The sequence below is a fragment of the Nocardia sp. JMUB6875 genome (genome assembly GCF_041154655.1).
Classification (GTDB): domain Bacteria; phylum Actinomycetota; class Actinomycetes; order Mycobacteriales; family Mycobacteriaceae; genus Nocardia.
This window is the reverse complement of record NZ_BAAFGR010000018.1, coordinates 25,616-49,289: the sequence shown is the minus strand read 5'-3', so window position 1 is coordinate 49,289 and position 23,674 is coordinate 25,616. Positions and strand designations below refer to the sequence as shown.

21 protein-coding genes are annotated in these 23,674 nt (G+C 68.3%); 7 read left to right on the top strand and 14 right to left on the bottom strand.

The genetic code is table 11. The features are described 5' to 3' along the window. Positions 1 to 5: 5 nt before the first annotated feature. On the bottom strand, positions 6 to 2,561 hold the full coding sequence (gene clpB / locus ACAM49_RS07315; RefSeq protein ID WP_369634676.1) for an ATP-dependent chaperone ClpB: 2,556 nt from the start codon (positions 2,559 to 2,561) through the stop codon (positions 6 to 8). A gap of 192 nt (positions 2,562 to 2,753) precedes the next feature. Between clpB and ACAM49_RS07310 the strand changes: the two genes are divergently transcribed. From ACAM49_RS07310 to ACAM49_RS07300, 3 genes are all read left to right on the top strand, one after another. Further along, positions 2,754 to 3,731: an NADP-dependent oxidoreductase gene (locus tag ACAM49_RS07310; RefSeq protein ID WP_369634675.1), complete on the top strand. Its 978-nt coding sequence runs from the start codon at positions 2,754 to 2,756 to the stop codon at positions 3,729 to 3,731. A 157-nt stretch (positions 3,732 to 3,888) separates the two neighbouring features. Beyond that, positions 3,889 to 5,049, top strand: a complete 1,161-nt coding sequence (locus tag ACAM49_RS07305) for an FAD-binding oxidoreductase (RefSeq protein ID WP_040814018.1) — start codon at positions 3,889 to 3,891, stop codon at positions 5,047 to 5,049. Between the two features lie 37 nt (positions 5,050 to 5,086). After that, complete coding sequence (locus tag ACAM49_RS07300; protein WP_369634674.1) at positions 5,087 to 5,881, top strand: FAD-binding oxidoreductase; 795 nt, start codon at positions 5,087 to 5,089, stop codon at positions 5,879 to 5,881. Positions 5,882 to 5,884: 3 nt separating this feature from the next. On the opposite strand, the gene ACAM49_RS07295 is transcribed toward ACAM49_RS07300, so the two are convergent. The 8 genes from ACAM49_RS07295 to ACAM49_RS07260 form a co-directional block, all read right to left on the bottom strand. Further along, entirely contained in the window at positions 5,885 to 7,054 is a 1,170-nt protein-coding gene (locus ACAM49_RS07295; RefSeq protein ID WP_369634673.1) for a globin domain-containing protein, read from the bottom strand. A gap of 509 nt (positions 7,055 to 7,563) precedes the next feature. Then, on the bottom strand, positions 7,564 to 7,962 hold the full coding sequence (locus ACAM49_RS07290; protein ID WP_369634672.1) for a helix-turn-helix transcriptional regulator: 399 nt from the start codon (positions 7,960 to 7,962) through the stop codon (positions 7,564 to 7,566). Beyond that, positions 7,962 to 9,140, bottom strand: a complete 1,179-nt coding sequence (gene dnaJ / locus ACAM49_RS07285; RefSeq protein ID WP_369634671.1) for a molecular chaperone DnaJ — start codon at positions 9,138 to 9,140, stop codon at positions 7,962 to 7,964. Before dnaJ ends, ACAM49_RS07290 begins: the two co-directional genes overlap by 1 nt. A gap of 54 nt (positions 9,141 to 9,194) precedes the next feature. Continuing rightward, complete coding sequence (gene grpE / locus ACAM49_RS07280) at positions 9,195 to 9,827, bottom strand: nucleotide exchange factor GrpE (RefSeq protein WP_369634670.1); 633 nt, start codon at positions 9,825 to 9,827, stop codon at positions 9,195 to 9,197. Next, positions 9,824 to 11,662 (bottom strand): molecular chaperone DnaK, encoded by a 1,839-nt coding sequence (dnaK, locus tag ACAM49_RS07275; RefSeq protein ID WP_369634669.1) that lies wholly within the window; start codon positions 11,660 to 11,662, stop codon positions 9,824 to 9,826. Before dnaK ends, grpE begins: the two co-directional genes overlap by 4 nt. 211 nt (positions 11,663 to 11,873) lie before the next feature. Continuing rightward, positions 11,874 to 12,644, bottom strand: coding sequence for a DUF1707 domain-containing protein (locus ACAM49_RS07270; protein ID WP_369634668.1), 771 nt, complete (start codon positions 12,642 to 12,644; stop codon positions 11,874 to 11,876). 5 nt (positions 12,645 to 12,649) lie between these two features. After that, complete coding sequence (locus tag ACAM49_RS07265) at positions 12,650 to 13,720, bottom strand: DUF1707 domain-containing protein (protein ID WP_369634667.1); 1,071 nt, start codon at positions 13,718 to 13,720, stop codon at positions 12,650 to 12,652. Positions 13,721 to 13,796: 76 nt separating this feature from the next. Then, the gene (locus ACAM49_RS07260) at positions 13,797 to 14,453 is read right to left on the bottom strand and encodes an endonuclease (RefSeq protein WP_369634666.1); all 657 of its coding nucleotides are present in this window, start codon (positions 14,451 to 14,453) and stop codon (positions 13,797 to 13,799) included. Between the two features lie 182 nt (positions 14,454 to 14,635). On the opposite strand from ACAM49_RS07260, the gene ACAM49_RS07255 reads away from it, so the two are divergent. Beyond that, positions 14,636 to 15,529 carry an LLM class flavin-dependent oxidoreductase gene (locus tag ACAM49_RS07255; protein WP_369634665.1) on the top strand — a complete coding sequence of 298 codons (894 nt, stop codon included), beginning with the start codon at positions 14,636 to 14,638 and terminating at the stop codon, positions 15,527 to 15,529. A 4-nt stretch (positions 15,530 to 15,533) separates the two neighbouring features. On the opposite strand, the gene ACAM49_RS07250 is transcribed toward ACAM49_RS07255, so the two are convergent. Then, a complete protein-coding gene (locus ACAM49_RS07250; protein WP_369634664.1) occupies positions 15,534 to 16,013 on the bottom strand; it encodes an SRPBCC domain-containing protein in 480 nt (159 codons plus the stop codon). 120 nt (positions 16,014 to 16,133) lie between these two features. Here ACAM49_RS07250 and ACAM49_RS07245 point away from each other — a divergent pair, with 120 nt between their 5' ends. Then, positions 16,134 to 16,607 (top strand): winged helix-turn-helix transcriptional regulator, encoded by a 474-nt coding sequence (locus tag ACAM49_RS07245; protein WP_369634663.1) that lies wholly within the window; start codon positions 16,134 to 16,136, stop codon positions 16,605 to 16,607. On the opposite strand, the gene ACAM49_RS07240 is transcribed toward ACAM49_RS07245, so the two are convergent. The 3 genes from ACAM49_RS07240 to ACAM49_RS07230 form a co-directional block, all read right to left on the bottom strand. Further along, positions 16,596 to 17,441 (bottom strand): RNA polymerase sigma factor, encoded by an 846-nt coding sequence (locus ACAM49_RS07240; RefSeq protein WP_369634662.1) that lies wholly within the window; start codon positions 17,439 to 17,441, stop codon positions 16,596 to 16,598. The genes ACAM49_RS07245 and ACAM49_RS07240 overlap by 12 nt on opposite strands. 43 nt (positions 17,442 to 17,484) lie before the next feature. Beyond that, a complete protein-coding gene (locus tag ACAM49_RS07235; RefSeq protein ID WP_369634661.1) occupies positions 17,485 to 18,357 on the bottom strand; it encodes a haloalkane dehalogenase in 873 nt (290 codons plus the stop codon). Positions 18,358 to 18,426: 69 nt separating this feature from the next. After that, positions 18,427 to 18,942, bottom strand: coding sequence for a MarR family winged helix-turn-helix transcriptional regulator (locus ACAM49_RS07230; RefSeq protein ID WP_369634660.1), 516 nt, complete (start codon positions 18,940 to 18,942; stop codon positions 18,427 to 18,429). 119 nt (positions 18,943 to 19,061) lie between these two features. Here ACAM49_RS07230 and ACAM49_RS07225 point away from each other — a divergent pair, with 119 nt between their 5' ends. Further along, positions 19,062 to 20,750: an MFS transporter gene (locus ACAM49_RS07225; RefSeq protein ID WP_369634659.1), complete on the top strand. Its 1,689-nt coding sequence runs from the start codon at positions 19,062 to 19,064 to the stop codon at positions 20,748 to 20,750. A gap of 105 nt (positions 20,751 to 20,855) precedes the next feature. Continuing rightward, positions 20,856 to 22,016: a zinc-binding dehydrogenase gene (locus ACAM49_RS07220; RefSeq protein ID WP_369634658.1), complete on the top strand. Its 1,161-nt coding sequence runs from the start codon at positions 20,856 to 20,858 to the stop codon at positions 22,014 to 22,016. Position 22,017: 1 nt separating this feature from the next. Here the strand turns inward: ACAM49_RS07220 and ACAM49_RS07215 are convergent, their stop codons facing one another. Then, positions 22,018 to 23,559 carry a dynamin family protein gene (locus ACAM49_RS07215; protein ID WP_369634701.1) on the bottom strand — a complete coding sequence of 514 codons (1,542 nt, stop codon included), beginning with the start codon at positions 23,557 to 23,559 and terminating at the stop codon, positions 22,018 to 22,020. Between the last annotated feature and the right edge of the window lie 115 nt (positions 23,560 to 23,674).

The window sequence follows — 23,674 nt, the reverse complement described above, 5'->3', positions numbered from 1 at the left end:
GTGACTCAGCGCCCGACGATGAGGGTGTCGCCGTCGGGGGTGACGTTCACCTTCACGGTGTCGCCGTCCTGGACCTCCCCGGCCAGCAGCTCCTTGGCGAGCGAATCGCCGATGGCCTGCTGGATCAGGCGGCGCAGCGGACGCGCGCCGTAGGCCGGGTCGTAACCGCGCACGGCCAGCCAGAAGCGGGCCGAGTCGGACACCTCCAGGGTGAGCCGCCGCTGGGCGAGCCGCTTCTGCAGCTGCTGCAGCTGGATGTCCACGATGTGCTCGAGCTGTTCCTCGTCGAGGGAGTGGAACATGACCACGTCGTCGAGCCGGTTCAGGAACTCCGGTTTGAAGGCGCGGCGCACCGCGTTCATGACCGTCTCCTTGTCACCGCCCGCACCCAGATTCGAGGTCAGGATGAGGATGGTGTTGCGGAAATCGACCGTGCGGCCCTGGCTGTCGGTCAGACGGCCCTCGTCGAGCACCTGCAGCAGGATGTCGAAGACATCCGGGTGGGCCTTCTCGATCTCGTCGAAGAGCACCACCGTGTACGGGCGTCGCCGCACCGCCTCGGTGAGCTGGCCGCCCTGGTCGTACCCGACATAGCCCGGGGGCGCACCGACCAGGCGGGCCACCGAGTGCTTCTCGGAGTACTCGCTCATGTCGATGCGGATCATGGCGCGCTCGTCGTCGAACAGGAAGTCCGCCAACGCCTTCGCGAGCTCGGTCTTACCGACACCGGTCGGTCCGACGAACATGAAGGAACCGGTCGGCCGATTCGGGTCGGCGACCCCGGCCCGCGCGCGGCGCACGGCATCCGAAACCGCTTGCACGGCATCCTTCTGCCCGACGACCCGGTGGCCCAGCTCGTCCTCCATGCGCAGCAGCTTCTGGGTCTCGCCCTCCATCATCTTGCCCACGGGGACACCGGTCCACGACGACACCACCTCGGCGATATCGTCCGGCCCGACCTCCTCCTTGAGCATGACGGCGCCGTCGGCGGCGGTCTTCGCCTTGCCCTCGGCCTCGGCGAGCTCCTTCTCCAGCTTGGGGATTCGCCCGTAGCGCAGTTCGGCGGCCTTGTTGTAGTCGCCGTCGCGTTCGGCCCGCTCGGATTCGCCCTTCAGCGTCTCCAGCTGTTCCTTGAGCGCGCTCACCGCGTCGATGGCCTGCTTCTCGTTCTGCCAGCGGGTCATCAACTGGTTGAGCTTCTCGCGGTCGTCGGCGAGTTCGGAGCGCAGCTTCTCCAGCCGCGCCTTGGAGGCCTCGTCGGTCTCCTTGGCCAGTGCCACCTCCTCGATCTCGAGGCGGCGCACCACGCGTTCGATCTCATCGATTTCCACGGGGCGGGAATCGATTTCCATGCGCAGCCGGGACGCGGCCTCGTCGACCAGGTCGATGGCCTTGTCCGGCAGGAACCGGGAGGTGATGTAGCGGTCGGACAGCGCCGCCGCGGCCACCAGCGCCGAGTCGGTGATGCGCACGTGATGGTGGTTCTCGTAGCGCTCCTTGAGCCCGCGCAGGATGCCGACGGTGTCCTCCACCGACGGCTCGCCGACCAGCACCTGCTGGAAGCGGCGTTCCAGGGCCGCGTCCTTCTCGATGTGCTGGCGGTACTCGTCGAGCGTGGTCGCGCCGACCAAGCGCAGCTCGCCGCGGGCCAGCATGGGCTTGATCATGTTGCCCGCGTCCATGGCGGATTCGCCGGTCGCGCCCGCGCCCACGATGGTGTGCAGCTCGTCGATGAACGTGATGATCTGCCCCGCAGAGGATTTGATCTCCTCCAGCACGGCCTTCAACCGCTCCTCGAACTCACCGCGGTACTTGGCGCCGGCCACCATCGCGCCCAGGTCGAGCGAGATGAGCTTCTTGCCGCGCAGCGATTCCGGGACGTCGCCCGCGATGATGCGCTGGGCCAGGCCCTCCACGATCGCGGTCTTGCCGACGCCGGGCTCGCCGATCAGCACCGGGTTGTTCTTGGTGCGCCGGCTCAAAACCTGGACGACACGGCGGATCTCGTGATCGCGGCCGATGACCGGGTCCAGCTTGCCCTCGCGGGCGGCGGCGGTCAGATCGGTGGAGTACTTCTCCAGCGCCTGGTACTGACCCTCCGGATCCGCGCTGGTGACACGGGTATTGCCGCGCACGGCGGTGAACGCCTCGCGCAGGGTGTCGGCGGTCGCGCCGTACTTCAGCAGCAGCTGCTGCACATCCGAATCACCCTCGGCCAGGCCGACCATCATGTGCTCGGTGGAGACGTACTCGTCGCCCATCTCGGTGGCCAGCTTCTGCGCGGCCGTGACCGCGGCCAGGGCCTCGCGCCCGAGATTGGGAGTGGTGGTCGCGCCCGAGGCGCGGGGCAGCCGGTCGACGATGTCCTGGGCCTCGCGCCGAACCGTCGCCGGGTCGACTGCGACGGCCTTGAGCAAGGGGGCGGCGATGCCGTCGGTCTGATCCAGCAACGCCACCAGCAAGTGCGCCGGACGGATCTCCGGGTTTCCGGCGGCGGAGGCCGCCTGCAGTGCGGCGGTCAGGGCCGCCTGGGTCTTGGTGGTGGGATTGAACGAGTCCACTGTCACCTTTCCTTCTAGTCGTTGCTCTCTACAACGCGGTAGAAGTTGAGTCTGTTCCGCTCAAGTCTGACGACTTTTCGTCACCGGGTCCAGAGTCCAAGGGCGTTTCCTACGCTACGCGTACGATGGCCCCATTCGTTGACGCATCACCCCAGCTCATCCATGCCGGTTCTCCGAATGAATGGAGCAGCAATGCGCGCGATCGTCGTCCGAGAATTCGGTGGCAAGCCAGAGGCCGCCGATATGCCGGTCCCCGAGGTCGGCCGGGGCCAGGTTCAGATCCAGCTGGAAGCGGCGGGGGTCAACCCGTTCGACAAGCGGATCATCGACGGCTTCCTGGACGGCAAACTGCCCCATGACTTTCCATTGATTCCCGGCACGGACGGCGCGGGTTCGATCAGCGCGGTGGGCGCGGGCGTGAACGACTTCGAGATCGGCGACCGGGTGGTCGGGAAGTTCCTGATTCCGCCGATCGGGCACGGCACCTTCGCCGAATACATCGTGGTGCCGCGTGAGAGCGCCATCGCGAAACTGCCCGACGAGGTCACCGCGATTCGCGCGGCCGCCCTGCCGACCGCGGGCATCACGGCGCTGGACCTCATGCACGCGGCCGGGGTCAAGGGCGGGCAGAAGGTATTGATCGTCGGCGCGTCCGGTGGCGTCGGCTCGTATCTGGTCCAATTGGCGGCACTGGCCGGGGCCCACACCCTCGCCACCGCGCGGCCCGACGACACCGATCGCATGATCCGGCTGGGCGCGACCGACGTGGTGAACTACGGCCGCGTCACCGTCACCGACTCGCCCACGCACGCCGAGGGCTCGGAGCTGTCGGTCGCCGATTCGGTGCGGATGACCGATCCCGGCGGCATCGACGTGCTCTTCGATCTGGTCTCCCCGCCGCCCGTGTTCGCCGACAACGCGAGCCTGGTGAAATCGGGCGGCTGGGCCTACTCCACCATCTGGTCCGCCGACGAGGCCGATCTGAAGGCCCGCGGCGTACAGGGCGGCAATCTCGAATCCTCCGGTGGCGCAGCCGAATTGCGGGAGCTGCTGCGCCTGGTCGGGAACGGCGACCTGATGGTCCCGATCAGCAATATGCCGCCGCTGGCCGAGGCCGCGGACGTGGTCGGCGCGCCCGGGGCGCGCGGCAAGACGGTGCTGGTGATCTGAGCCTCGAGCCCACGTCACTTGAACCTCGAGTTACACAAATCGATCGGCCCTCGGCTATATCCGTGCGACCACCGGCTTTTCAGGGATACTTGACGCGGAGGCTCGCCTGGCAGCAGGCGTTCCGGGGTTTGTTGCACAGGAAGGAAAGCTCGACGTCGTGGATGCGCGTTCGGCAGCGCTGGTCCGCGCAAACTTTCGGACAGTCGTCGAGGCCCCGAACGGGCCCGAACGGCTGATCAGCGCGTTCTACGGTCATCTTTTCGCGGAGATCCCCGCCCTGCGGGAACTGTTCCCCTCCGCCATGGACATGCAGCCCAAGCGGTTGGTCACGGCCATCCAATTCGTGCTCGACAACTTGGAGGACTGGGATCGCGCACAGCGCTTCCTGGAGCAACTGGCGCGCGACCACCGCAAGTACGGGGTGGAGGCGGCGCACTACGACATCGCCGGGCGCGCCCTGCTCTCGGCCTTCCGCAGCTGGAACGGCGCGGCCAACTGGTCGCGGCCGCTGGAGGCGGGCTGGCGCGACATCACCATCCTGATCTCGGCGTCCATGGCCATCGGGGCCAATTCCGATAAGTCACAACCCTATTGGGAGGCGACCGTGGTCGGGCACCGGCGGGTGGTGGACGATCTGGCCATCGTCCGGCTGCAGACCGACACCCCGATCCCTTACCAGGCCGGGCAGTACGTGCCCATCGCCATCCCGCAGCGACCCAAGATGTGGCGCTACCTGTCCCCGGCGATTCCCACCAATCCCTACGGCGAGATCGAATTCCACGTGCGCAAGGTGCGCACCGGCTGGGTCAGCCCGGCCATCGTGAACGAGACCCAGGTCGGCGACCGGTGGATGATCGCGGCCCCGCTGGGCGGGCTGCACGTGGATCTGAGCCGCCGCAAGGATGTGCTCATGATCGGCTCCGGCACCGGCATCGCGCCGCTGCGCGCACAGCTGATCGAGATGGGGCGGCGCGGCATCAACCCGCGCGTGCACCTGTTCATGGGCGGGCGCTACCCGTGCGATCTCTACGACGTGGAGAACATGTGGCAGCTCTCGCAATCCAATCCGTGGCTCACCGTGGTCCCGGTCTGCGAGAACGAGACCAACCCGTGGTGGCATCCCTATCCGCCCGCGGAGACGCCGTTCGGCATGCACCGCAGGCTGATCGGCAATCTGGGCGCGGTGGTGGCCAGCTTCGGCGCGTGGGAGGACCGGCAGATCCAGATCGCCGGGTCGGCCCGGATGATCGCCGACACCAAGCGCGCGCTGCTCGCGGTGGGCACGCCCATGTCGGCGATAAGCTCGGACCCCGTGTAGTGCAAGACCGCTCGAATTCGATGATCAGGAGTTATCGGTGACGCACGACCCGGACGAGACCGGCGAACTCGCGCTCGGCGCGCACGCGGAGCAGACGGAGTGGACCGCGACCGTGGTCGGCGCGCACCGGCTGCGCGAGGACACCACCGTGGTCCGGTTGATCGGCGAGTTCGTGCCGTTCGCGGCGGGCCAGTCGGTGGAGGTGCGCACGCCGCAGCATCCGAACCTGGTGCGGCGCATGTACTGTGCGCTGCCGCCGTCGCTGGACGGCAAGCTGGAATTCCATGTGCGCACGGTGCCCGGCGGCTGGTGCAGCGGGGCCATCGTGGCCGATTCGCATCCGGGTGACGAATGGCGGATCAGCGCGCCCGCGGGCTGGCTGGCGGTGGAGCCCGACGCCACCGATGTGGTCATGCTCGCCGACGGCGTCGGTCTCGCGCCGCTGCGCGCGCTGCTGCTGGATCTCTCGCGCCGGGAACAGCCCCCGCGCACCCACCTGTTCGTGGGCGGCCGCTTCCCGCGCGACCTCTACGCCTCGGACATGCTGTTCCTGCTGGCCGGTGAATTGCCCTGGCTCACTGTGATTCCCGTGGTGCAGGACGAGCAGGATCCGGACCGCCTCGACGACTGGTACGAGCAGTGCCGCGTCGATATCGGCTTCCGGCCGGAGGAGATGATGCCGGGCACCATCGCCGACATTCCCGAACGCTTCGGGCCGCTGGACCACCACCAGATCCTGGTCTGCGGCGCCGCCGCCATGGTCCGCAACACCATCGACCAGCTGGTCGCCATCGGAGCACCGGCGGAAGCCATTCGCTACGAAGGGTTTTGATTCTCAGAACAGCGGATCGTGGCGGATGTTATGGGTCGGGGTGCCCGCGGCCATGAGGCGGAACTTGGTGGTCTGCACCATGGAGGGCGCGCCGACGATCTGGACGTCGCGGTCGTCCCAGGAGCCGTAACCCGCCACGATCTTGCCGATCTGACCGACGACGCGCGGCTGCAGGCCCGGAAGTTCCTGGGACTCATCGGAATTGTCGAAATGCCACCACGGGTTTTCGGTGGATTCGGTGACCGGGTGCACGGTGAGCCACTTGTTGGCGCAGGCCAGCTGGCTCAGCACCTCGAGGTCGTAGAGGTCGCACGGGTAGTGGCCGCCGACGAAGAGGTCCACCTTGGGGTTGGAGCGACGGGCGGTCATGGCCATCAGTTGCGCGCGCAGCGGGGCGATGCCGGTGCCGCAGCCGACCATGAGCAGCTTGCGGCGGGTATTGCGGGGCACGCCGAGACCGCCCAGCGGCGAACCGATCAGCCACTGCTCGCCGACCCGGGTGTGGCCCACCATGGCCGGGCTGACCCAGCCGCCGGTGACGCCGCGGATGTGGAATTCCAACTCGCCGTTGGCATTCGCGGGAATGGCGGGCGAGAGGTAGCGCCACATGCGCGGGCGGGACGGGATCTGCACGCTCATGTACTGCCCGGCCGCGTACTGCATGGGCTGATCCAGCCGCAGCCGCACCACGGCCAGATTGCGCAGCACTTCCCGGTGTTCGATGACGGTGCCGGTCCACACCGGCGGGGTGGTCTCCTGCTCGGCCGCGCCGATCATGGTGCCGGCGATGACGCCGATGCCCTCGTCCCAGGCGCGGGCGATCTCGTCGGTCCAGATCTCGGTGCCGGCGTAGGCCTCGAGCGCGCACTTGAGCGATTTCCCCACGGCCTCATAGTGTTCGGCGACCACACCGTACTTGCGGTGATCGCGCCCGAGCTGGGCCAGGAAGGGCAGCAGCCGGTCGGGTTCCTCGAGCCGGTCCACCACGTAGGCGATGGCCTTCACCAAGCGGTCGCGCTGGGCATCGAGGGCGGCGGGGAAGAAGTCACGAACCTGGGGGTACTCGGTGAAGAGGATGGCGTAGAACGATCGGGCGAGCCTCTCGGGGCCACCATCCTCCGCAGCAACCGCCTTGAACGTTGTTCTTATCAATGCGACGGTCCGCGAATCCATTTGTGTCACAACCCCATTTCGCAATCGAACACAGGCGTGACCGGCGAGTGAAGTGCAGCGGGACACTCGACAGCAGCCGTTGCTCAGCAAGTGTAAGCGAGGTTAGCCAGCAACGGAACGGGACGTTTCAATAACACGCCCTTTTATCCTCGAAAACGTGAACGTTGCGGGGTATCTGAGCCGAAAACAGACTGTTCAACTGGAACACGCCGCGAGACACGGGGTTTCATCCACCGATCTTGGCTGATCCGTTTTGCAAGACTCAGGAAAGTAGCGATCCCGCCGCAACCGCGCATGCATCGAATTCCCCTGCAGCATACGGACAAAACTCATGATCGGCATTAATTGATAACCTACCGGTCTGTTTGTAATTAACCGGCACAAAGAACTTCGCTAAAACCACAGTCCCCTACAGCAACTCAGCACATTGCCCGCAACAATCGCAACATGGCGAATAGCAGAAGGCGGTGCCCCGATCGGGGCACCGCCTTCCGTACTCGCTTGCCGTGCTACGACTTACGCCGGTTTCTGGGCTGCCACACCACGAGCGCGGTGCTGGGCTGCTGAGGTGTCAGGTGCGTGGGCCGGTACCCGGCCCGCAGCCTTTCCACCTCGGCGGTCAACTCGCTCACCCGGTGCTGTAGCGCCTCCACCTCATTGGTGAGTTCGATGATCCGTTTGATGCCCGCCAGATTCACGCCCTCGTCCTGGGACAGGCGCTGCACCTCGCGGAGCAGCTCCACATCCCGGTTCGAGTAGCGCCGCCCGCCCCCGGAGGTGCGCTGCGGCGATACGAGACCCAGTCGGTCATAGGTGCGCAGCGTCTGGGCGTGCATGCCCGCCAGCTGCGCGGCCACCGAGATCAGGAAGTACTGGGCCTCGGTCTTCTTCGGATGATCGGAACTCATTACGCACCTGCCCATCCCGCACGTGGATCGAACCCGCTGGTCTTCTCGGCCTCCGCGTAGCGCCGGAGCGCCTCGGTGGCATTGTCGTCCAGCTTCTGCGGTACCGCGACCTTCACCATGACCAGCAGGTCACCCGCGCCGCCGTCGCGCTTGGGCACACCGCGCCCGCGCACCCGCAGGGTGCGGCCGTCGGCGGTGCCCGGCGGCACCTTGACGCCCACGCGACCGTCCAGGGTGGGCACGGAAACCGTTGTGCCCAGTACCAATTCGGCGTAGGAGACCGGCAGCACCAGGGTCAGGTCGTCGCCGTTGCGGCCGAAGACCTTGTCCTGGCTGACGTGCACGGTGACGTACAGGTCGCCCGGAGGCGCGCCGCGCAGGCCCGCCTCGCCCTGGCCGGCCAGCCGGATCCGCTGCCCGTCGCGCACGCCCGGGGGAATGCGCACGGTGATGGTGCGGGTCCGGTTCTGGATGCCCGAGCCGCGGCAGTCGACGCACGGGTCGTCGATGATCGACCCGGTGCCCCGGCAGTCCTCACACGGCTCCGAGAAGCCGAACGCGCCCTGGTTCCGGCTGACCACGCCGGTTCCGTTGCAGTGCGGGCAGACTCGCGGGCTGGTGCCCGGCTTGGCACCGCTGCCGTGGCAGGTGGTGCAGGCCGCCGGGCTGGTCATGCGCAGCGGGACGGTCACGCCCTGGGCGGCCTCGCGGAAGCCCAGGGTGGTCTCGGTCTCCACATCCGAACCGCGGCGGGGACGCGAAGAGGTCCGCGTGCCACCGCGATTGAACAGGCCGCCGAGCAGATCGCCCAGGCCACCGTCGGCGCCGCCCGCTCCCGCGCCGGCGCCGAAGATGTCACCCAGATTGAACTCGCCGGAGAATCCGCCGCCGGGTTGTCCGTAGCCACCACCGGGCGAGAAGCCGCCGCGGCCGAAACCGCCGCCGGCGAACAGCTTGCGTGCTTCGTCGTACTCCTTGCGCTTCTCCGGATCCGACAGCACGGCATTCGCCTCGCTGACGGCCTTGAACCGCTCCTCGGCCTTGCTGTCCCCGGGGTTCTTGTCCGGGTGCAGGTCTCGGGCCAGCTTGCGGTAGGCCTTCTTGATCTCGTCCTGGGTGGCGCCGGAGGAAACACCCAGATCCTTGTAGAAGTCCTTCTCGAGCCACTCTCGATTCACCGGGCATCTCCTCCTTTCTGTTTCGTCGATGACGCCGGGGGCGTCGTGAGGTTGTTAATCAGTGCCAGCGGCATCGGTGCCAGCGTTCGTCGTATCCGGCTGTCCCGCAGCCGGATCCGCCACACCGTCGGTGACTCCGACCAGCGCGTGCCGCAGCACGCGATCGCCGAAGCGGTATCCCTTGCGCATCACCATGCCCAGCACCGGGTCGGCGCCGCTGCCCTCGTGCTGCACGGCCTCGTGCAGGGTCGGGTCGAAAGGCTCACCCTCCGAACCGAATTCCTCGAGACCCTGCTTCTGCAGGGCGGTGACCAGCTTGTCCGCGACCGACTTGAGCGGCCCGTTGTCGAGGTCACCGTGGGCGCGGGCCCGATCCAGATCGTCGAGCACGGGCAGCAATTCGCTCACCACCGCCGCCTTGGCGGAGTCGGTGGCGGCCTTGCGGTCGCGCTCGACCCGGCGGCGGTAGTTGGCATACTCCGCCGTCAGACGCTGCAGATCGGCTGTGCGCTCGGCCAATTCGGCCGTGATCGCATCGGCGAGGGCGTCCTCGCCGGCCTCGGGGGAACCTTCGGCCCCCGCGGCCGCGGCGTCGTCCGCCGCGGCCTCGAAGACCTCACCCGCAGGCGCGAAGCGCCCCTCGAACTCAGCCGGATCGATGGTTGGTTCCGGGTTCTGGTTCGTCACTTCTTCTCAGGCTCCTCGACGACCTCGGCGTCCACGACGGTGTCATCGGACTGCGGCGCGGAGGCGCCGTTGCCCTGGGCGGCCTGATCGGCGGCCGAGGCCTCGTAGATGGCCTGGCCCAGCGCCTGCGACTCGGTGGCGAGCTTCTCCACCGCGGACTTGATGACCGCGATATCGGTGCCCTTGAGCGCCTCGTTCGCCTCCGCGATGGCCGCCTCGACCTTGGTCTTGACGTCCGCCGGGACCTTGTCCTCGTTGTCCTTGATGAACTTCTCGGTCTGGTGCACCAGCGACTCGGCCTGGTTGCGGGTCTCCGCCTCCTCGCGACGCGCCTTGTCCTCGGCCGCGTGCGCCTCGGCGTCCTTCACCATGCGGTCGATCTCCTCCTTGGACAGGCCGGAGCCGTCCTGGATCTTGATCGTGTTCTCCTTGCCGGTGCCCTTGTCCTTGGCCGTCACGTGGACGATGCCGTTGGCGTCGATGTCGAAGGTGACCTCGATCTGCGGCACGCCGCGCGGGGCCGGCGGGATGCCGGTCAGCTCGAACGATCCGAGCAGCTTGTTGTGCGAGGCGATCTCGCGCTCACCCTGGAAGACCTGGATCTGCACGGACGGCTGGTTGTCGTCGGCCGTGGTGAAGGTCTCCGAGCGCTTGGTCGGGATGGTGGTGTTGCGCTCGATGAGCTTGGTCATCACGCCGCCCTTGGTCTCGATGCCCAGCGACAGCGGGGTGACATCGAGCAGCAGGACGTCCTTGACCTCACCCTTGAGCACACCGGCCTGCAGGGCGGCGCCGATGGCGACGACCTCGTCCGGGTTCACGCCCTTGTTGGGCTCCTTGCCGCCGGTCAGTTCCTTGACCAGGTCGGACACGGCGGGCATACGGGTCGAACCACCGACGAGCACAACGTGATCGATATCGCCGACGGAGATGCCGGCGTCCTTGATGACCGAGGCGAACGGCTTGCGGGTGCGGTCCAGCAGATCGGAGGTGATCTTCTGGAACTCGGCGCGGGTCAGCTGCTCGTCGAGGAACAGCGGGTTCTTGTCCGCGTCGACGGTGATGTAGGGCAGGTTGATCGAGGTCGACTGCGAGGACGACAGCTCGATCTTGGCCTTCTCGGCAGCCTCACGGAGACGCTGCATGGCCATCTTGTCCTTGGTCAGGTCGATGCCCGAGGTGCCCTTGAACTTGTCGACCAGCCACTGCACGATGCGCTCGTCCCAGTCGTCACCACCGAGGTGGTTGTCACCGGAGGTGGCGCGGACCTCGACGACGCCCTCGCCGATCTCCAGCAGCGAGACGTCGAAGGTGCCGCCACCGAGGTCGAAGACCAGGATGGTCTGTTCCTTGTCGCCCTTGTCGAGGCCGTAGGCCAGCGCGGCCGCGGTGGGCTCGTTGACGATGCGCAGGACGTTCAGGCCCGCGATCTGCCCGGCCTCCTTGGTGGCCTGGCGCTGCGCGTCCTCGAAGTAAGCGGGGACGGTGATGACCGCGTCGGTGATCTCCTCACCGAGGTAGGCCTCGGCGTCGCGCTTCAGCTTCATCAGCGTGCGCGCGGAGATCTCCTGCGGGGTGTACTTCTTACCGTCGATCTCGACCGTCCAGTCCTCGCCCATGTGGCGCTTGACGGACCGAATGGTGCGGTCGACGTTGGTGACCGCCTGGTTCTTGGCGGGCTGACCGACGAGCACCTCGCCGTTCTTCGCGAACGCGACGATCGACGGAGTGGTGCGCGATCCTTCCGAGTTGGCCACGACGACCGGTTCGCCGCCTTCGAGAACGGCGATGACAGAGTTCGTGGTCCCGAGGTCGATACCGACCGCACGAGCCATGGTGTTCCTCCTTGTTGACGTATCTGAGCGCAGTGAACGCTTCGTCTCAGTAATACTGAGCGTGGTCGGCTCAATCCTGCACCCGTATCCGACGGCGCGCAACCTGAACTTGAGTCCAACTCGCTCAACCTTGCTGACTGGCTCAACTAGAGGCGCACGTCATCTATTCCCCGGGTCACAAAAAATCTTCGAGCGAAGTTCGCGCGGGGGCTCAGCTGGGCGGGTAGATCGCCGTCGGCTCGCCCTTGGCGGTGACGGTCAGATAGCCGCTGCGGCCCTCGTCCGCCACGTAGATGCTGACCACCGGATTGCCGTCGGGCCCGTGGGCGATCTCGACATGGCTGATCCGGCCGTTCTGGAGGCCCAGCGTCTGCGGCGCACCGGCGAGCAGTTCGGCCAGTTTGTGAACGTCCAGGCTCGTCAGATCGACGGCGTCCTGGCCCGCGGAGCGGGCGACGTCGCCACTCGAATGGAAGGTTCCGTCGTAGCGGATGTAGTCGTCCCGGCTCGCGGAGTTGTCCTTGCGCCGCTGCACCAGAACGTACCCGGGATAGAGCAGCACCTGGTCGGCCTTGGTGTCGCCGAAGTGGTCCTGGTACGCCTCGACGAAACTGGCCAGCCCCGGGCCGGTGGTCGGGTCCGGGAGCTCGGGTTTCGGTGCGACCGTTCGCGAGACGCAGCCCGCGAACGCGCCCAGCACGGCCGCGGCCAGCACGATGACGGCGGCCACCCGCATCCGGGTCGACGGGCCGCGCCGATTCGCCCGCACCACGGGCGAATTCACCAGATTGGCCGGGATCTGCAGATCGTCGAGCACGGCATCGAGGTCCCCGAAGGTCTTGGCCGCCATGGCCTTCGAGGTCCGCTGCGTGTGTTCGGCCGCGGTGAGCTCGCCCGCCGCGTGGGCGGCGTCGAGCAGGGTGCAGGCGTCCACCCGATCGGTGTCGCGGGCCCGAAGCCCTTGGGAGCGTGCGTCAGCCATCTCGCCTATCCCCCGAACGCCACGGTGCGCAGGATCCGGCCGTCGAGGGTCGACTCGAGGTAGCCGTTCTCATTGGCCTTGTTGCCCACATAGATTCGGACGATCGGACCGGCGCTCGCGCCCTCGATATCGAGGTAGCTGACCGTGCCCTGATCCACCTTGGTGAGGGCGGGGGCCTGCGCCGCCAGGGCCGCGATGGCCTGCGCGTTCAGTGCGGACAGGTCGGCGGTCGGGGTCTGCGGCGGCCGGGTCTGGGGCTCGCTGCCCTGGTCGAAGCCGCCGCGGTAGGTGTAGCGGACCTTGCGATTGGTCTGCGCTCCGCGCGTCACCACCGCGTAGTCGGGATACAGGTCGGCCTCGTCGACCACGGTGTCGCCGAACTTGGCGCGATAGGCCGAGACGAAGTACGCGATGCCTTCCGCCGCGGTCAGTTTCGGCCGCGGCAGCACCATCGGCTTGATCAGTCCCAGATCCACCTTGGGTGGCCCGGCGGGCGGCGAGCCGGGCCGGTCGACGGCGACGAAGGTGCCGACGGCCACCGCGATGCTCAGCGCGGCGACGCCGGCGGCGAACCAGTTCTCGCGCCGCGATTTCGGCGGCGCGGGATCCGGGCGCGCGTCGGCCGGGCGCTGCAGATCCTCGGTGAGCTGGGTCAGATCACCCAATGTCCTTGCCTCACCGGCCAATTCGGTGAGCGTGCGATGGTCGGCGGCGCTCAGCTGCCCGTCCGCGAGCGCGGCGTCGAGCAGGACGCAGGTGGCCTGCCGGTCGCTGTCCCGGGCCCGGGTGCGCGGCGGGTAACCGCCGGAGGCCGGGCGGCGCGACCACTTGTGTACGGGTGTGAGATCGGCGGTCTTGGTGCTCGGCTGCAGGTCCGCGATCAGCCGCTGCAGTTCCCCCAGCGTCTGCGCGTGCTGCGCGCGCTCCGAGCGCTGGTGGTACTCGTCGGTCCCGAGCTCGCCCTCCTCGTACGCGGCATCGAGCAGTGCGCGGGCATTGACTCGGTCGATATCCCGCGCCCGCGTGCGCCCGGACGCGGCCGAATCCCGCGCCGATCCGGACGATTGGGAGCTCACGCCCCGGATCGTAAACCGAATCCGGGCCTGCCGCGCGACTTCTCGAGGACCGACCGTTCGGCTTCTAAAGGCCCGGTCAGCGGGCCGCCGCGCGGATCTCGTCACGCAGCTCGTGATCGAGGGTGACGCGCACCAGGGCGGCGGCGAGTTCGGCGTCGCGGCCGGTGAGGTTGAGGCTGTCCAGGGCGGCCGGATCGGTGGGCAGGTCGAGTTCGGCCGCGCCGCGCCGGGCGCGGTCGTCGAAGTAAGGCCGCAACCACGTCCAGGTGTCCTGCACCTCGCGGAGGTAGATGTCCGCCGCGACCGGGCCGATGCCCTCGAAGCGCTGCAGCAGGGCCGCGAGACGGGCGGGATCGTGGCCGGATTCGGCTGCGAGCCCGCGCATATCGCCGGACCGGTGCTCGAGCAGTTCCGAGGCGTTGGCGATCAGCCGGGTCGCGGTGGATTCGTCGTAGCGGACGTAGTGGCCGCGGCCGAGGGTGTGGACCAGATCCGACCATTCGGCCTCGGCCATCCGCCGCGGCGTGGTGTATCCGGCTTCGAACAGTTCCCGGGCCGCGGCCACCGAGATATCCGCGGAGATGCGGTGACCCAGCAGCTGGGCCAGCACGAGCAGCTGGAACAGGGGTGCGGGTTTGTCGGACAGGCGGATTCCGGCCTGGGCGGCGTAGCTGGTGCCGGCCCGCTCCAGCAGGGCGCGAACCGTGTGGCGGTCGTCGGTGTGAGCGTTCATGCGGCACCTGCCTTCCCTTCTCGGGCATATCCGAGTGTGCCGGGCGCAAACGTGCGGCCATCGCCCCGCGCCGGGCGGCTTCTCAGACACGCCCGAATGCGGGGCGGACGTCCGAAATGCCGGGTATCCCAGGGCTCGACCATGAAGATCGAAATCGTCGATTCCGCTGGTGAGGAGGCTCGATGAAGGCAAGGTTCGGTATTTCGATCCCGCCCGTCGCGTCCGCGCTGCCGGATGTCATCGATATGGCCGTGGCCGCCGACGTCGAGGGCCTGGATCTGGTCGCCATTCAGGACCACCCCTACAACGCCCAGTTCGGGGACGCCCTCGCGGTGATCGGCGCGTGCCTGGCGGCCACCCGGCGGGTCAGCGTATATCCCGGCGTGGCGAATCTGCCGCTGCGCACGCCCGCCATGATCGCCAAGCAGGCCGCCACCTTCGACCTGCTCAGCGGCGGGCGGTTCGAATTGGGTTTGGGTGCGGGCGCTTTCGAGAGCGGCGTGATCGCCATGGGCGGCCCGGCGCGCAAGGGCCGCGCCGCGCTCATGGCGCTCGCCGAGGGAATCGCCGTCATTCGCGCGGAATGGCGTCCGGGGCAGATGGTTTCGGTGGTGGGGACCGAATACACCGTGCAGGGCATCGAGGGCGGGCCCGCGCCGGTCCATCCGATCGGCATCTGGCTGGGCGCGATGGGCCCGCACGCGCTCGATCTGATCGGGTCGGCGGCCGACGGATGGGTTGCGCCCCTGCCGAATTGGATGCCGTGGGAGCAGTGGCCCGACGCCAATGCCCGGATCGACGCGGTGGCGCGGTCGGTGGGCCGCGATCCGCGCACCATCACCCGGCTGGCCGCCCTGCCGGGCGTGGTGAGCGACCGGCCGCTGCACCCGAATCCCCGTGGCTCCGACCCGATTCACGGCTCACCGGACGAATGGGCGGAAATCATCTTCGGCCTGGCCCGCAATGCCGGGTTCGATACCTTCATCTACTGGCCGCCGGGATTCGATGTGGATCAGGTGCAGCGTTTCGCGCGACAGGTGGTCCCGATCGCGCGAAACCTGCTGGGCGAGGACTGAATATCTACGCCTTCGCGGCCTCGATGGCCTCTTTCTGGCCGGGCAGTTCATTGGGCTGACCCTTGCCGGTGGTGACCAGGTCGCGCAGGCTCTCGGCGATGTAGAAGGTCCACGCCGGAGAGCACTTGTCGTAGCACTCATAGGACGGGACGAGCCCGATCTGAGTGAAGCGGAGTTCGGTGCCCCCGTCGGTTTCGGTGATATCGAAACGGATTTCGTTGCCCACCCATTCGGTCTTGTCCTCGACGAAGGAGAACCAGTTGTCCTTGATCAGCCACACCACGCGGCTGTTCGGGACCACCTCGGTGAGTTCGATATCGCTGCGGTGCACACCCGGCACCTCGTAGACGAACCGGTCGCCCGCGCGCTCGGTGCCGCCGACGATGTCCCGGCCCCACCACCCGCGGGCGTCCAGGACGGCGGCGAAGACCTCGGCGGGCGTGCGGTCGACGGTGATGCTGACGGTGAAGTTCTGATCGGTCATGGCAGGTCCCGTTCCTCAGGATCGGAGTGGAGTGTTTGGCAGGTATTTGCCTGCCTTTCTACTTGCATGACGATAGCGCGCTTACTTGCTTCACACAAGCGATTGGGTCAATCTGGAGTCATGTTGGGACGCATGTACGAGGGCGAGGTCTGCTCGGCCGCCCGCACGCTCGAGCTCGTTGGCGAGCGCTGGAGCCTGCTCATCGTGCGCAATGCCATGTTCGCGGGGATGACCCGGTTCACCGAGTTCCAGCGCGCGCTGGGCATCGCGCCGAACATCCTGACCAAACGGCTGGCCGAATTCGTCGAGGCCGGCATCTTCGAACAGCGCACCGGCACCGGCCACACCGAATACCTGCTCACCGCCAAGGGACTGGACCTGAAGCCGGTCATTCTCGCGCTCACCGCGTGGGGCGACCGCTGGGCCGCGCCGGACGGGCCGCCGGTCACCTACCGGCACACCGGCTGCGGCGGGGAAGTCGGTGTGCGACTGGACTGTTCGAACGGCCACCACCCGGACGTGACCGAGGTGAGCGCGGAAATCGCGCCCTGGGCCTACGAGAAGAAGTACGGCGCTACCGCGTCACTCCAGTAGCGGGAACCGGCCCGAGCGCAGCAGGCCCGCGATGGCCTCCATTCTCGCCCGCGGCGCGGCGTAATCCGGGTGCGCGCCGAGCACGGCCGCGGCATCGTGCAAGCGCACCATCTGCCGCTCGGCCTCCTCGACCCCGCGCCCACCCGGCGTGATCGGATGCCGGGCGAAGGCCGGTCGGCGCGGATCCACCCGGCCCAGTTCCAGGGCCTTGTCCACGCGCCGCGAACACCGGCAGAACGCCTCCGGATTGGCCAGTCCGCAGGCCGCGTTGAGGAAGTTGCCGAGCCGTTTCTTGGCCCGCTCCAACCGTTTCCGATACGCGGCGGGGGTGGCGTCGACGATCCAGGCGGCCTCCTCGGAGCTCACCCCGAACACCTCGGAGAGCACGTAGGCGACCCGTTCGTCGCGGCTGAGGCACTGCAGCATGGCCTGGCTGCAGTTCAGCCGCACCTCGTGGACCAGCAGGGTGGATTCCGGTCCGCGGTAATCCTCTTCGGCCAGACCGTCTTTCAGTCCCTCGCCGTACTGGTCGAGGCTGAGCTGCGCCGCCTCCTGGGGCGTCTGCCGCTTGAGATTCAGCAGGTAGTTGACGCCGATCCGGTAGGCCCAGGTGGTGAGTTTCGCCTCGCCCCTGAAGCTTTCGAGATTGCCGACCACCCGCAGCAGGATCTCCTGGGTGGCGTCCTCGGCATCGGCCGGGCGCCACACCATGCGCAGCGCCAGCCGATAGATCGGATCCTGCAGCAGCCGAACCACATCCGAGACGGCGGCGCGATCGCCCGCCAGCGCCCGTGCGATCAGTTCGCGTTCCTCGATGTCCGGCCCGGCGTCCATGCCGCCAGCTTAGGGATCGCCGGGCGCTCCGGACAGGGTCGGATCAGGCCACGGCTGCGGCGGTGGTCAAGGCGTGCCGCCGAATCCAGTCCGCGACGGCGCGGCCGATATTGTCGGGCTGCTCCTCCGGGCAGTGGTGCCCGGCCGGTCCGATGTTCACGGTCTCGGCCGACGCGAAGGTCTCGGCCGCCCACTCGATCACCTCCGGCGCCCCCAGGCCCACACCCTGGTCGACGTGCATGACCAGCTTGGGCACCTCGGGGCTCTCGGCCATCCAGCGGTCGTAGTTCTCGACGATGGCCACGGTGTCGCCGGGCTCGTCGAGGATCGGGAAGGCCCGCGGCCACGCCAGCATGGGCTTGCGCGACTCCGGGGTCGGGTAGGGCGCGCGGTACGCGTCGTGCGCCTCCGGGGTCAGGCTGGGAATGGCGGTGGGCAGGTTGAATTCGATGAACAGATTGTCCTCGAGCACCATCTGCTCGCCCTCCGGCGACCAGAACCGGCGGAACAGCTGCTCGCCCTGCGGCGGCAGATCCGACCAGTGCAGCGGGCGCAGGAACGTCTCGACCACGGCGATGCCGCGCACCCGGCCCGGGTGCCGGGCGGCGAAGTCCATGCCGAGCGCGCCGCCCCAGTCGTGGCCCACGATCACCACATCGTCCAGGCCCAGGGCGTCGAACCAGGCGTCCAGGTAGCGGGCGTGGTCGACGAAGCGGTAGTCGCTGTCCGGCTTGCCGGAGGCGCCCATGCCGATGAGATCCGGTGCCAGGACCCGGTTCTCGCCGCTCACGTGCGGAATCACATTGCGCCACAGGTAGGACGAGGTGGGGTTGCCGTGCAGGAAGACGACCGGAATGTCCCCGCTGCCGGTGTCGGAGTAGTTGATGAACGAGTCCAGAACGTCGATGGTGGCCATCGGAGTGTCCTTCCAGCTGAAGTTGCCTACACCTGGTTGGACACACGCCCCGGCGGGTTGTGACCGGGCCTAGATGTGATGTGGGTCATATATCGGCATGGTCCCCGGCTCGACCGTCAGCCCCGGGTGCACGCCCGGCGTCAGGCCATTGCCGATGGCCATCCGCTGCAGCCCGGCGAGCATTGCCGACCGGTCCTCCGGATCGAGCGGAGCCAGTAGTTCGGCGTTGAGCTGGTCGGCGAGTTCGGCCGCGCGGGCGATGGTCTCGTGCCCGGCGGGCAGCAGGTGCACGGCATGGGCGCGGCGGTCGACCGGATGCCGGCGCCGCTCGACCAGGCCGCGCTGTTCGAGGGCGTCGATCAGGCTGACCATCACATTGCGATGGATCCCGAGCGCATCGCACAACTGCTGCTGGGTCCGGCCGTCATTGGCCTCCAGCAGCCGCAATGTCCCGTACTGCGGCGGCTTGATGCCCAGCGGTTCGAGCAGCTGATCGAAGCGGTATGCGGAGTGAGATCCCAACTGCCCCAACAGGAATGCGGCACTTTCGAAGAGCGGGGTGCGGGCTGGTTCGGCGTCCGTCATCCGCCTACTTTAACGCACGGCAACGCCCTATTTATGATTGCCCACTTGATTGATAATCACTTCAGGTGCATAGTTTGAACCGGGCCCTCCACCTCCGTCCGAATCGAAGAGAGTTCGAAGTGGATACCGACAGAACCCCAACCCTCGATCCACGCCGCTGGATCGCCTTCGCCGTCGTGCTGGCCGCCGGATTCATGGACCTGCTCGACGTCACCATCGTCAATGTGGCCGTGCCGAGCATCCAGCAAGATCTGGGCGCGGCCTACTCCGAAATCGAATGGATCATCGCCGCCTACGTGCTGTCCTTCGCGGCGGTGCTGATCACCGGCGGCCGGCTCGGCGACATCTACGGCCGCAAGCGGCTGTTCCTGGTCGGCGTGGCCGGATTCACCCTCGCCTCACTCGCCTGTGGCCTGGCCACCTCACCGGCGCTGCTCATCGGCTCCCGCTTCCTGCAGGGCGCCATGGCCGGGCTCATGGTGCCGCAGATCCTGGCCATCATTCGCGTCACCTTCCCGAAGGAGGAGCGCGCCAAGGCGATCGCGGTCTACAGCGGCGTCGGCGGGTCGGCTTCCGCGGTGGGCCTGTCGCTGGGCGGGCTGCTCGTGCAATGGAATCTGTTCGATCTGGACTGGCGGCCCATCTTCCTGGTGAACGTGCCGGTCGGCATCGCGGCGCTGGCCGCGGCGGCCGTGGTGATGCGGGACTCGCGTTCCGCGCACGCGCCGCGGCTGGACATCGTCGGCATGGTGCTGGCCGTGTCCGCGGTGCTGCTGCTGGTGTACCCGCTCAACGAGGGACGCCGATTGGATTGGCCCGCTTGGACCTTCGTCATGATCGGCGCGTCGGCCGTGGTGTTCGCGGTGTTCGGCGTGTACGAGCGGTGGCGGGCCCGGACCGTCGGGTCGCCGCTGATCGATCTGGAGCTGTTCCGGTCCAAGCCGTTCACCGTGGGCCTGGCCAGCTGGCTGCTGTTCTGGATCGGCTTCGGTGGGTTCTTCCTGATCTGGACGCTGTTCATGCAGGCCGGACTGGGCTGGTCGCCCATGCGGGCCGGGCTCACCTCGGTGTTCTTCGCGGTCGGCGCGGGCATCGGCGCGGGCGTGTCGGTGAGCGTGCTGGCGCCGAAGTTCGGCAAGTGGGTGCTGCTGGCGGGCGGGCTGATCACCGCGGGCGGGTTCGGGCTGTACGGCGCGATGGCCGCGCACTACGAATCCGATTTCGCCTCTTGGCAAATGGTGCTGCCGCTCATCGTGACCGGCATCGGGTTCGGCATCGTGGTCGCGCCGACCATCGACATGCTGCTCGGTCAGATTCCCGACCGCGAGGCCGGGGCGGCGTCCGGGCTGCTCAATACCGGGCAGCAGCTGGGCATGGCGCTCGGCGTGGCGCTGGTCGGCATCCTGTTCTTCGCGCAGCTGGATCATGATTCGGCGCGGGGTGTGGATTCGGTCGCGGCGCAGACCCGGACCGAGTTGTCGGCGGCCGGGGTGCCCGGTCCGGCGCAGGATGAGATCCTGGCCGGTTTCAAGGCCTGCGTGCAGGACCGGTCCGCGGAGGTCGATCCGACGGTGGTCCCGGCCAGCTGCCAGTCCGCCCCGGCCATGAATGCCGGTGTCGGACAGACCCTCACGCGCGCGGGCGAGGAGGCGAATGCCGTCAACTTCGCGCATACCTTCGACTACACGATGCTGTGGGGCATCGGGCTGATGGCGCTGGTCTGCGTCGGATTCCTGGCGCTGCCGGGCGATACGAAGCTCGAGCAGCACGAGGCCGCGGAAGACGATGAGGAACTCGTCGCCGTCTGACTCCCGACGTCCGGCGAATGGCCGCGGGTTCGGTGAAATCACCGGACCCGCGGTCCGCATCGGTGAAGAATTCGGACCGACAGCGACTTTCGATGGGAGACAGTCATGCGCGCGGCCGTGGTCAGCAAGGGCGAATTCCAGGTCGAGGACCTGCCGACCCCCGTACCCGGGCCGGGACAAGTACTGATCAGCGTGACCCGCTGCGGCATCTGCGGATCCGACCTGCACGCGCGCGTGCACTGCGACGAGATGGCCGAACTGGCCGCCGCCACCGGCTACGACCGCTTCATGCGCTCGGATCAGCGGGTGGTGATGGGACACGAATTCACCGGGGAGATCACCGAATACGGCCCCGGCACCCGGCGCCGCTGGAAGCCCGGCACGCCCGTGGTGGCGCTGCCCATCCTGCGCACCGGCCGCCAGCCGGAACTGACGGGCCTGTCCGTCCACGCGCCCGGCGGCTACGCCGAACAGGTGCTGGTCCAGGAAGCCATGACCTTCGAGGTCCCCAACGGACTCTCGCCCGACCACGCCGCGCTCACCGAACCCATGGCGGTGGCCTGGCACGCGGTCCGCAAGAGCCGTATCACCAAGGGGCAGACGGCCTTTGTCATCGGCTGCGGGCCGATCGGCCTCGCGGTCATCTCCATGCTGAAGGCGGCGGGCGTGCGCACCGTGGTCGCCAGCGACTTCTCACCGCGCCGCCGCGAACTGGCGGGGCAGTGCGGGGCCGACGTCGTGGTCGATCCCGGGACCGAATCACCCTGGGAGGCAACGCCGAAGAAGCCGCGCATCACCGGTGCGGCCGACTTCCTCAATCTCGGCTTCGACGCGATGGAACGCCTGCGCCGAATCCCCAATATTCCGTGGTGGTACCTCTTCCGCGCGGCCCACACCCTCAACCGCGGCCCCGCCGGACCGGTCGTCTTCGAATGCGTAGGCGTCCCCGGCATCATCGATCAGATCCTCACCGCCGCACCGCCGATGACCCGCGTGGTCGTGGTCGGCGTCTGCATGCAACAGGACGCCTTCCACCCCGCCACCGCCATCAACAAGGAGATCGAAATCCGCTTCGTCCTCGGCTACGACCCGGGCGAATTCCGCGACACGCTCCACATCATCGCCGACGGCAAGGTGGACCCGTCGCCATTGATCACCGGCACGGTCGGCCTCGACGGCATCGACGCCGCCTTCACCACCCTCGCCTCACCCGACCACCACGCGAAGATCCTCGTCGATCCGCGCAGTGACCGAGTGACGCCGTGAGCTAGGCGTTCGGCCGCAGCGCGGGAAACGGGGTGGTCGGGGGCTCGTGGAGGATGTCCAGGAGACCCTCCGCGCTGCGCGCCGCCGTGAGACAGGCATTGGCGAAGAACTGATCGGCCAGCGGGTGCCGCGCCCGGGCCCGCCACTTCTGGACGGCGGCCAGCGCCACCTCGCGCTGGGTGGCGATATCGGTGTGCGCGGACAGTCCCAGGCGCAGGGTGGGCGCGACGCCCGTGCCGCCGATCAGGCGGTGCAGTTCGGCGAGATCGTCGGCGGGGAGGGGTAATTCGTCGGTGCGCAGGTGGGCCAGCAGGCGGAGTTCGGCGAAGCCGTGGACGTCCGCGAGCAGGGTGCGCACGCGGGGGAGCAGCGCGTCGGCGGCGGAACCCGGATTGGCGGTGAGGATCCGGGCCAGGGCGGTGAGCGCCGAATGCGCCTTCAATTCGTCCGCGCGCTGGGCGAATTGGACGTCGAGGACGGTGCGCAGTTCCTCGAGCCCGCTGCGCTCGGTGAGTTCGGCGGCCAGCGCCTGGGCGCCGCGCACGCCCAGGCGGATCAGGGTGACGGCCAGGCGGATGCCGAAGAGTCCGAAGCGGGCGGCCAGGTGGGCGCGCAGTTCCGCGGGCACCGGGAGCGGCAGGTCCGGATGGGCGAAGCGGTCGGCGGACAGCAGGGCGGCGGTCAGCTCGTCCACCGGGATCCCGGCCAGCGCCTCGAAGGCGTCGTATTCGCGCTGCCGCAGCGTGGCGGCGGCGAAGGCGAGCAGGCCCGCCACCGGAATCACGGACTGGCACAGGCCGGTTCGCTCCAGTTCGGCCGCGAAGCGGGCGGCCACATCGCGCGCCGAGTGCAGGGCGTCGATGCGCCCGGCCCCGATCTCGTCGGCCCGCGACACCACGCCGATCACCCCGAGCGGACCCGAGAAGCTCTGCGGCGCAACGCCGCTCCCACCGGAACCGGCCCCGATGCGCTCGAGGAAGTCGACATCGGCGGCATCGAGGCGGCGCAGCAGATAGAGGACGGCGTCGGCGGGCGGCAGCGCCGGTCCCGTACCGCCGGGCGTGAGCAGCCGCGAGGTGCGGGCCGACACCTCCTTCGACAGCGACGAGATGCCGGGCGTATCGATGATGGTGGTCTGGGTCAGTTCCGCCGACGGCCATTCCACCGCCAGCCGATCCACCTCGCGCGGCGTCGGCGCATCCCAGCGCAGCGCCGACAGATCGAAGGTGAGCCCATGCGCGCCCGGCAACCCCTCGGCGCCGCGCCCGCGCCGCACCACCACATCGGCGCGGGCCCCGTCCGCGCTGTACGCGGTCACCCGCGGTGCGGTGCCGTTCCGATACCAGGTGACCAGTCGCGTGCACTCGGTCGCGTCCGTGGGCGCGATGTCCTGCCCCACCAGCGCGTTCAGCAGAGTCGACTTACCCGCCTTGAGCTGCCCCGCCAATGCCACCCGCAACGGCTCGTCCAGCCGCCGCGCGCATTCCTCCAGCTCCCCGCGCACCCGCGGCCGCTCCCCCAGCGCCCGCCGCGCCGCCGCCACCAGCCCGCGCGTCTCCGGCACCACGCCGTAGCCGACACCGCTCACTCCGCACCTCCACGCATCGCCTGGCATTCGCCCGGACGCGCCGAATCGTTATCAGATCCGCGCCGCCCTC

What these genes read in the sequence shown, in the direction of transcription:
- ACAM49_RS07310 (WP_369634675.1), top strand. Translation starts at nt 2,754, where the DNA reads ATGCGCGCGATCGTCGTCCGAGAATTCGGTGGCAAGCCAGAGGCCGCC.
- ACAM49_RS07295 (WP_369634673.1), bottom strand. Translation starts at nt 7,054, where the DNA reads ATGGATTCGCGGACCGTCGCATTGATAAGAACAACGTTCAAGGCGGTT.
- ACAM49_RS07290 (WP_369634672.1), bottom strand. Translation starts at nt 7,962, where the DNA reads ATGAGTTCCGATCATCCGAAGAAGACCGAGGCCCAGTACTTCCTGATC.
- dnaK (WP_369634669.1), bottom strand. Translation starts at nt 11,662, where the DNA reads ATGGCTCGTGCGGTCGGTATCGACCTCGGGACCACGAACTCTGTCATC.
- ACAM49_RS07270 (WP_369634668.1), bottom strand. Translation starts at nt 12,644, where the DNA reads ATGGCTGACGCACGCTCCCAAGGGCTTCGGGCCCGCGACACCGATCGG.
- ACAM49_RS07260 (WP_369634666.1), bottom strand. Translation starts at nt 14,453, where the DNA reads ATGAACGCTCACACCGACGACCGCCACACGGTTCGCGCCCTGCTGGAG.
- ACAM49_RS07255 (WP_369634665.1), top strand. Translation starts at nt 14,636, where the DNA reads ATGAAGGCAAGGTTCGGTATTTCGATCCCGCCCGTCGCGTCCGCGCTG.
- ACAM49_RS07250 (WP_369634664.1), bottom strand. Translation starts at nt 16,013, where the DNA reads ATGACCGATCAGAACTTCACCGTCAGCATCACCGTCGACCGCACGCCC.
- ACAM49_RS07245 (WP_369634663.1), top strand. Translation starts at nt 16,134, where the DNA reads ATGTTGGGACGCATGTACGAGGGCGAGGTCTGCTCGGCCGCCCGCACG.
- ACAM49_RS07240 (WP_369634662.1), bottom strand. Translation starts at nt 17,441, where the DNA reads ATGGACGCCGGGCCGGACATCGAGGAACGCGAACTGATCGCACGGGCG.
- ACAM49_RS07235 (WP_369634661.1), bottom strand. Translation starts at nt 18,357, where the DNA reads ATGGCCACCATCGACGTTCTGGACTCGTTCATCAACTACTCCGACACC.
- ACAM49_RS07230 (WP_369634660.1), bottom strand. Translation starts at nt 18,942, where the DNA reads ATGACGGACGCCGAACCAGCCCGCACCCCGCTCTTCGAAAGTGCCGCA.
- ACAM49_RS07220 (WP_369634658.1), top strand. Translation starts at nt 20,856, where the DNA reads ATGCGCGCGGCCGTGGTCAGCAAGGGCGAATTCCAGGTCGAGGACCTG.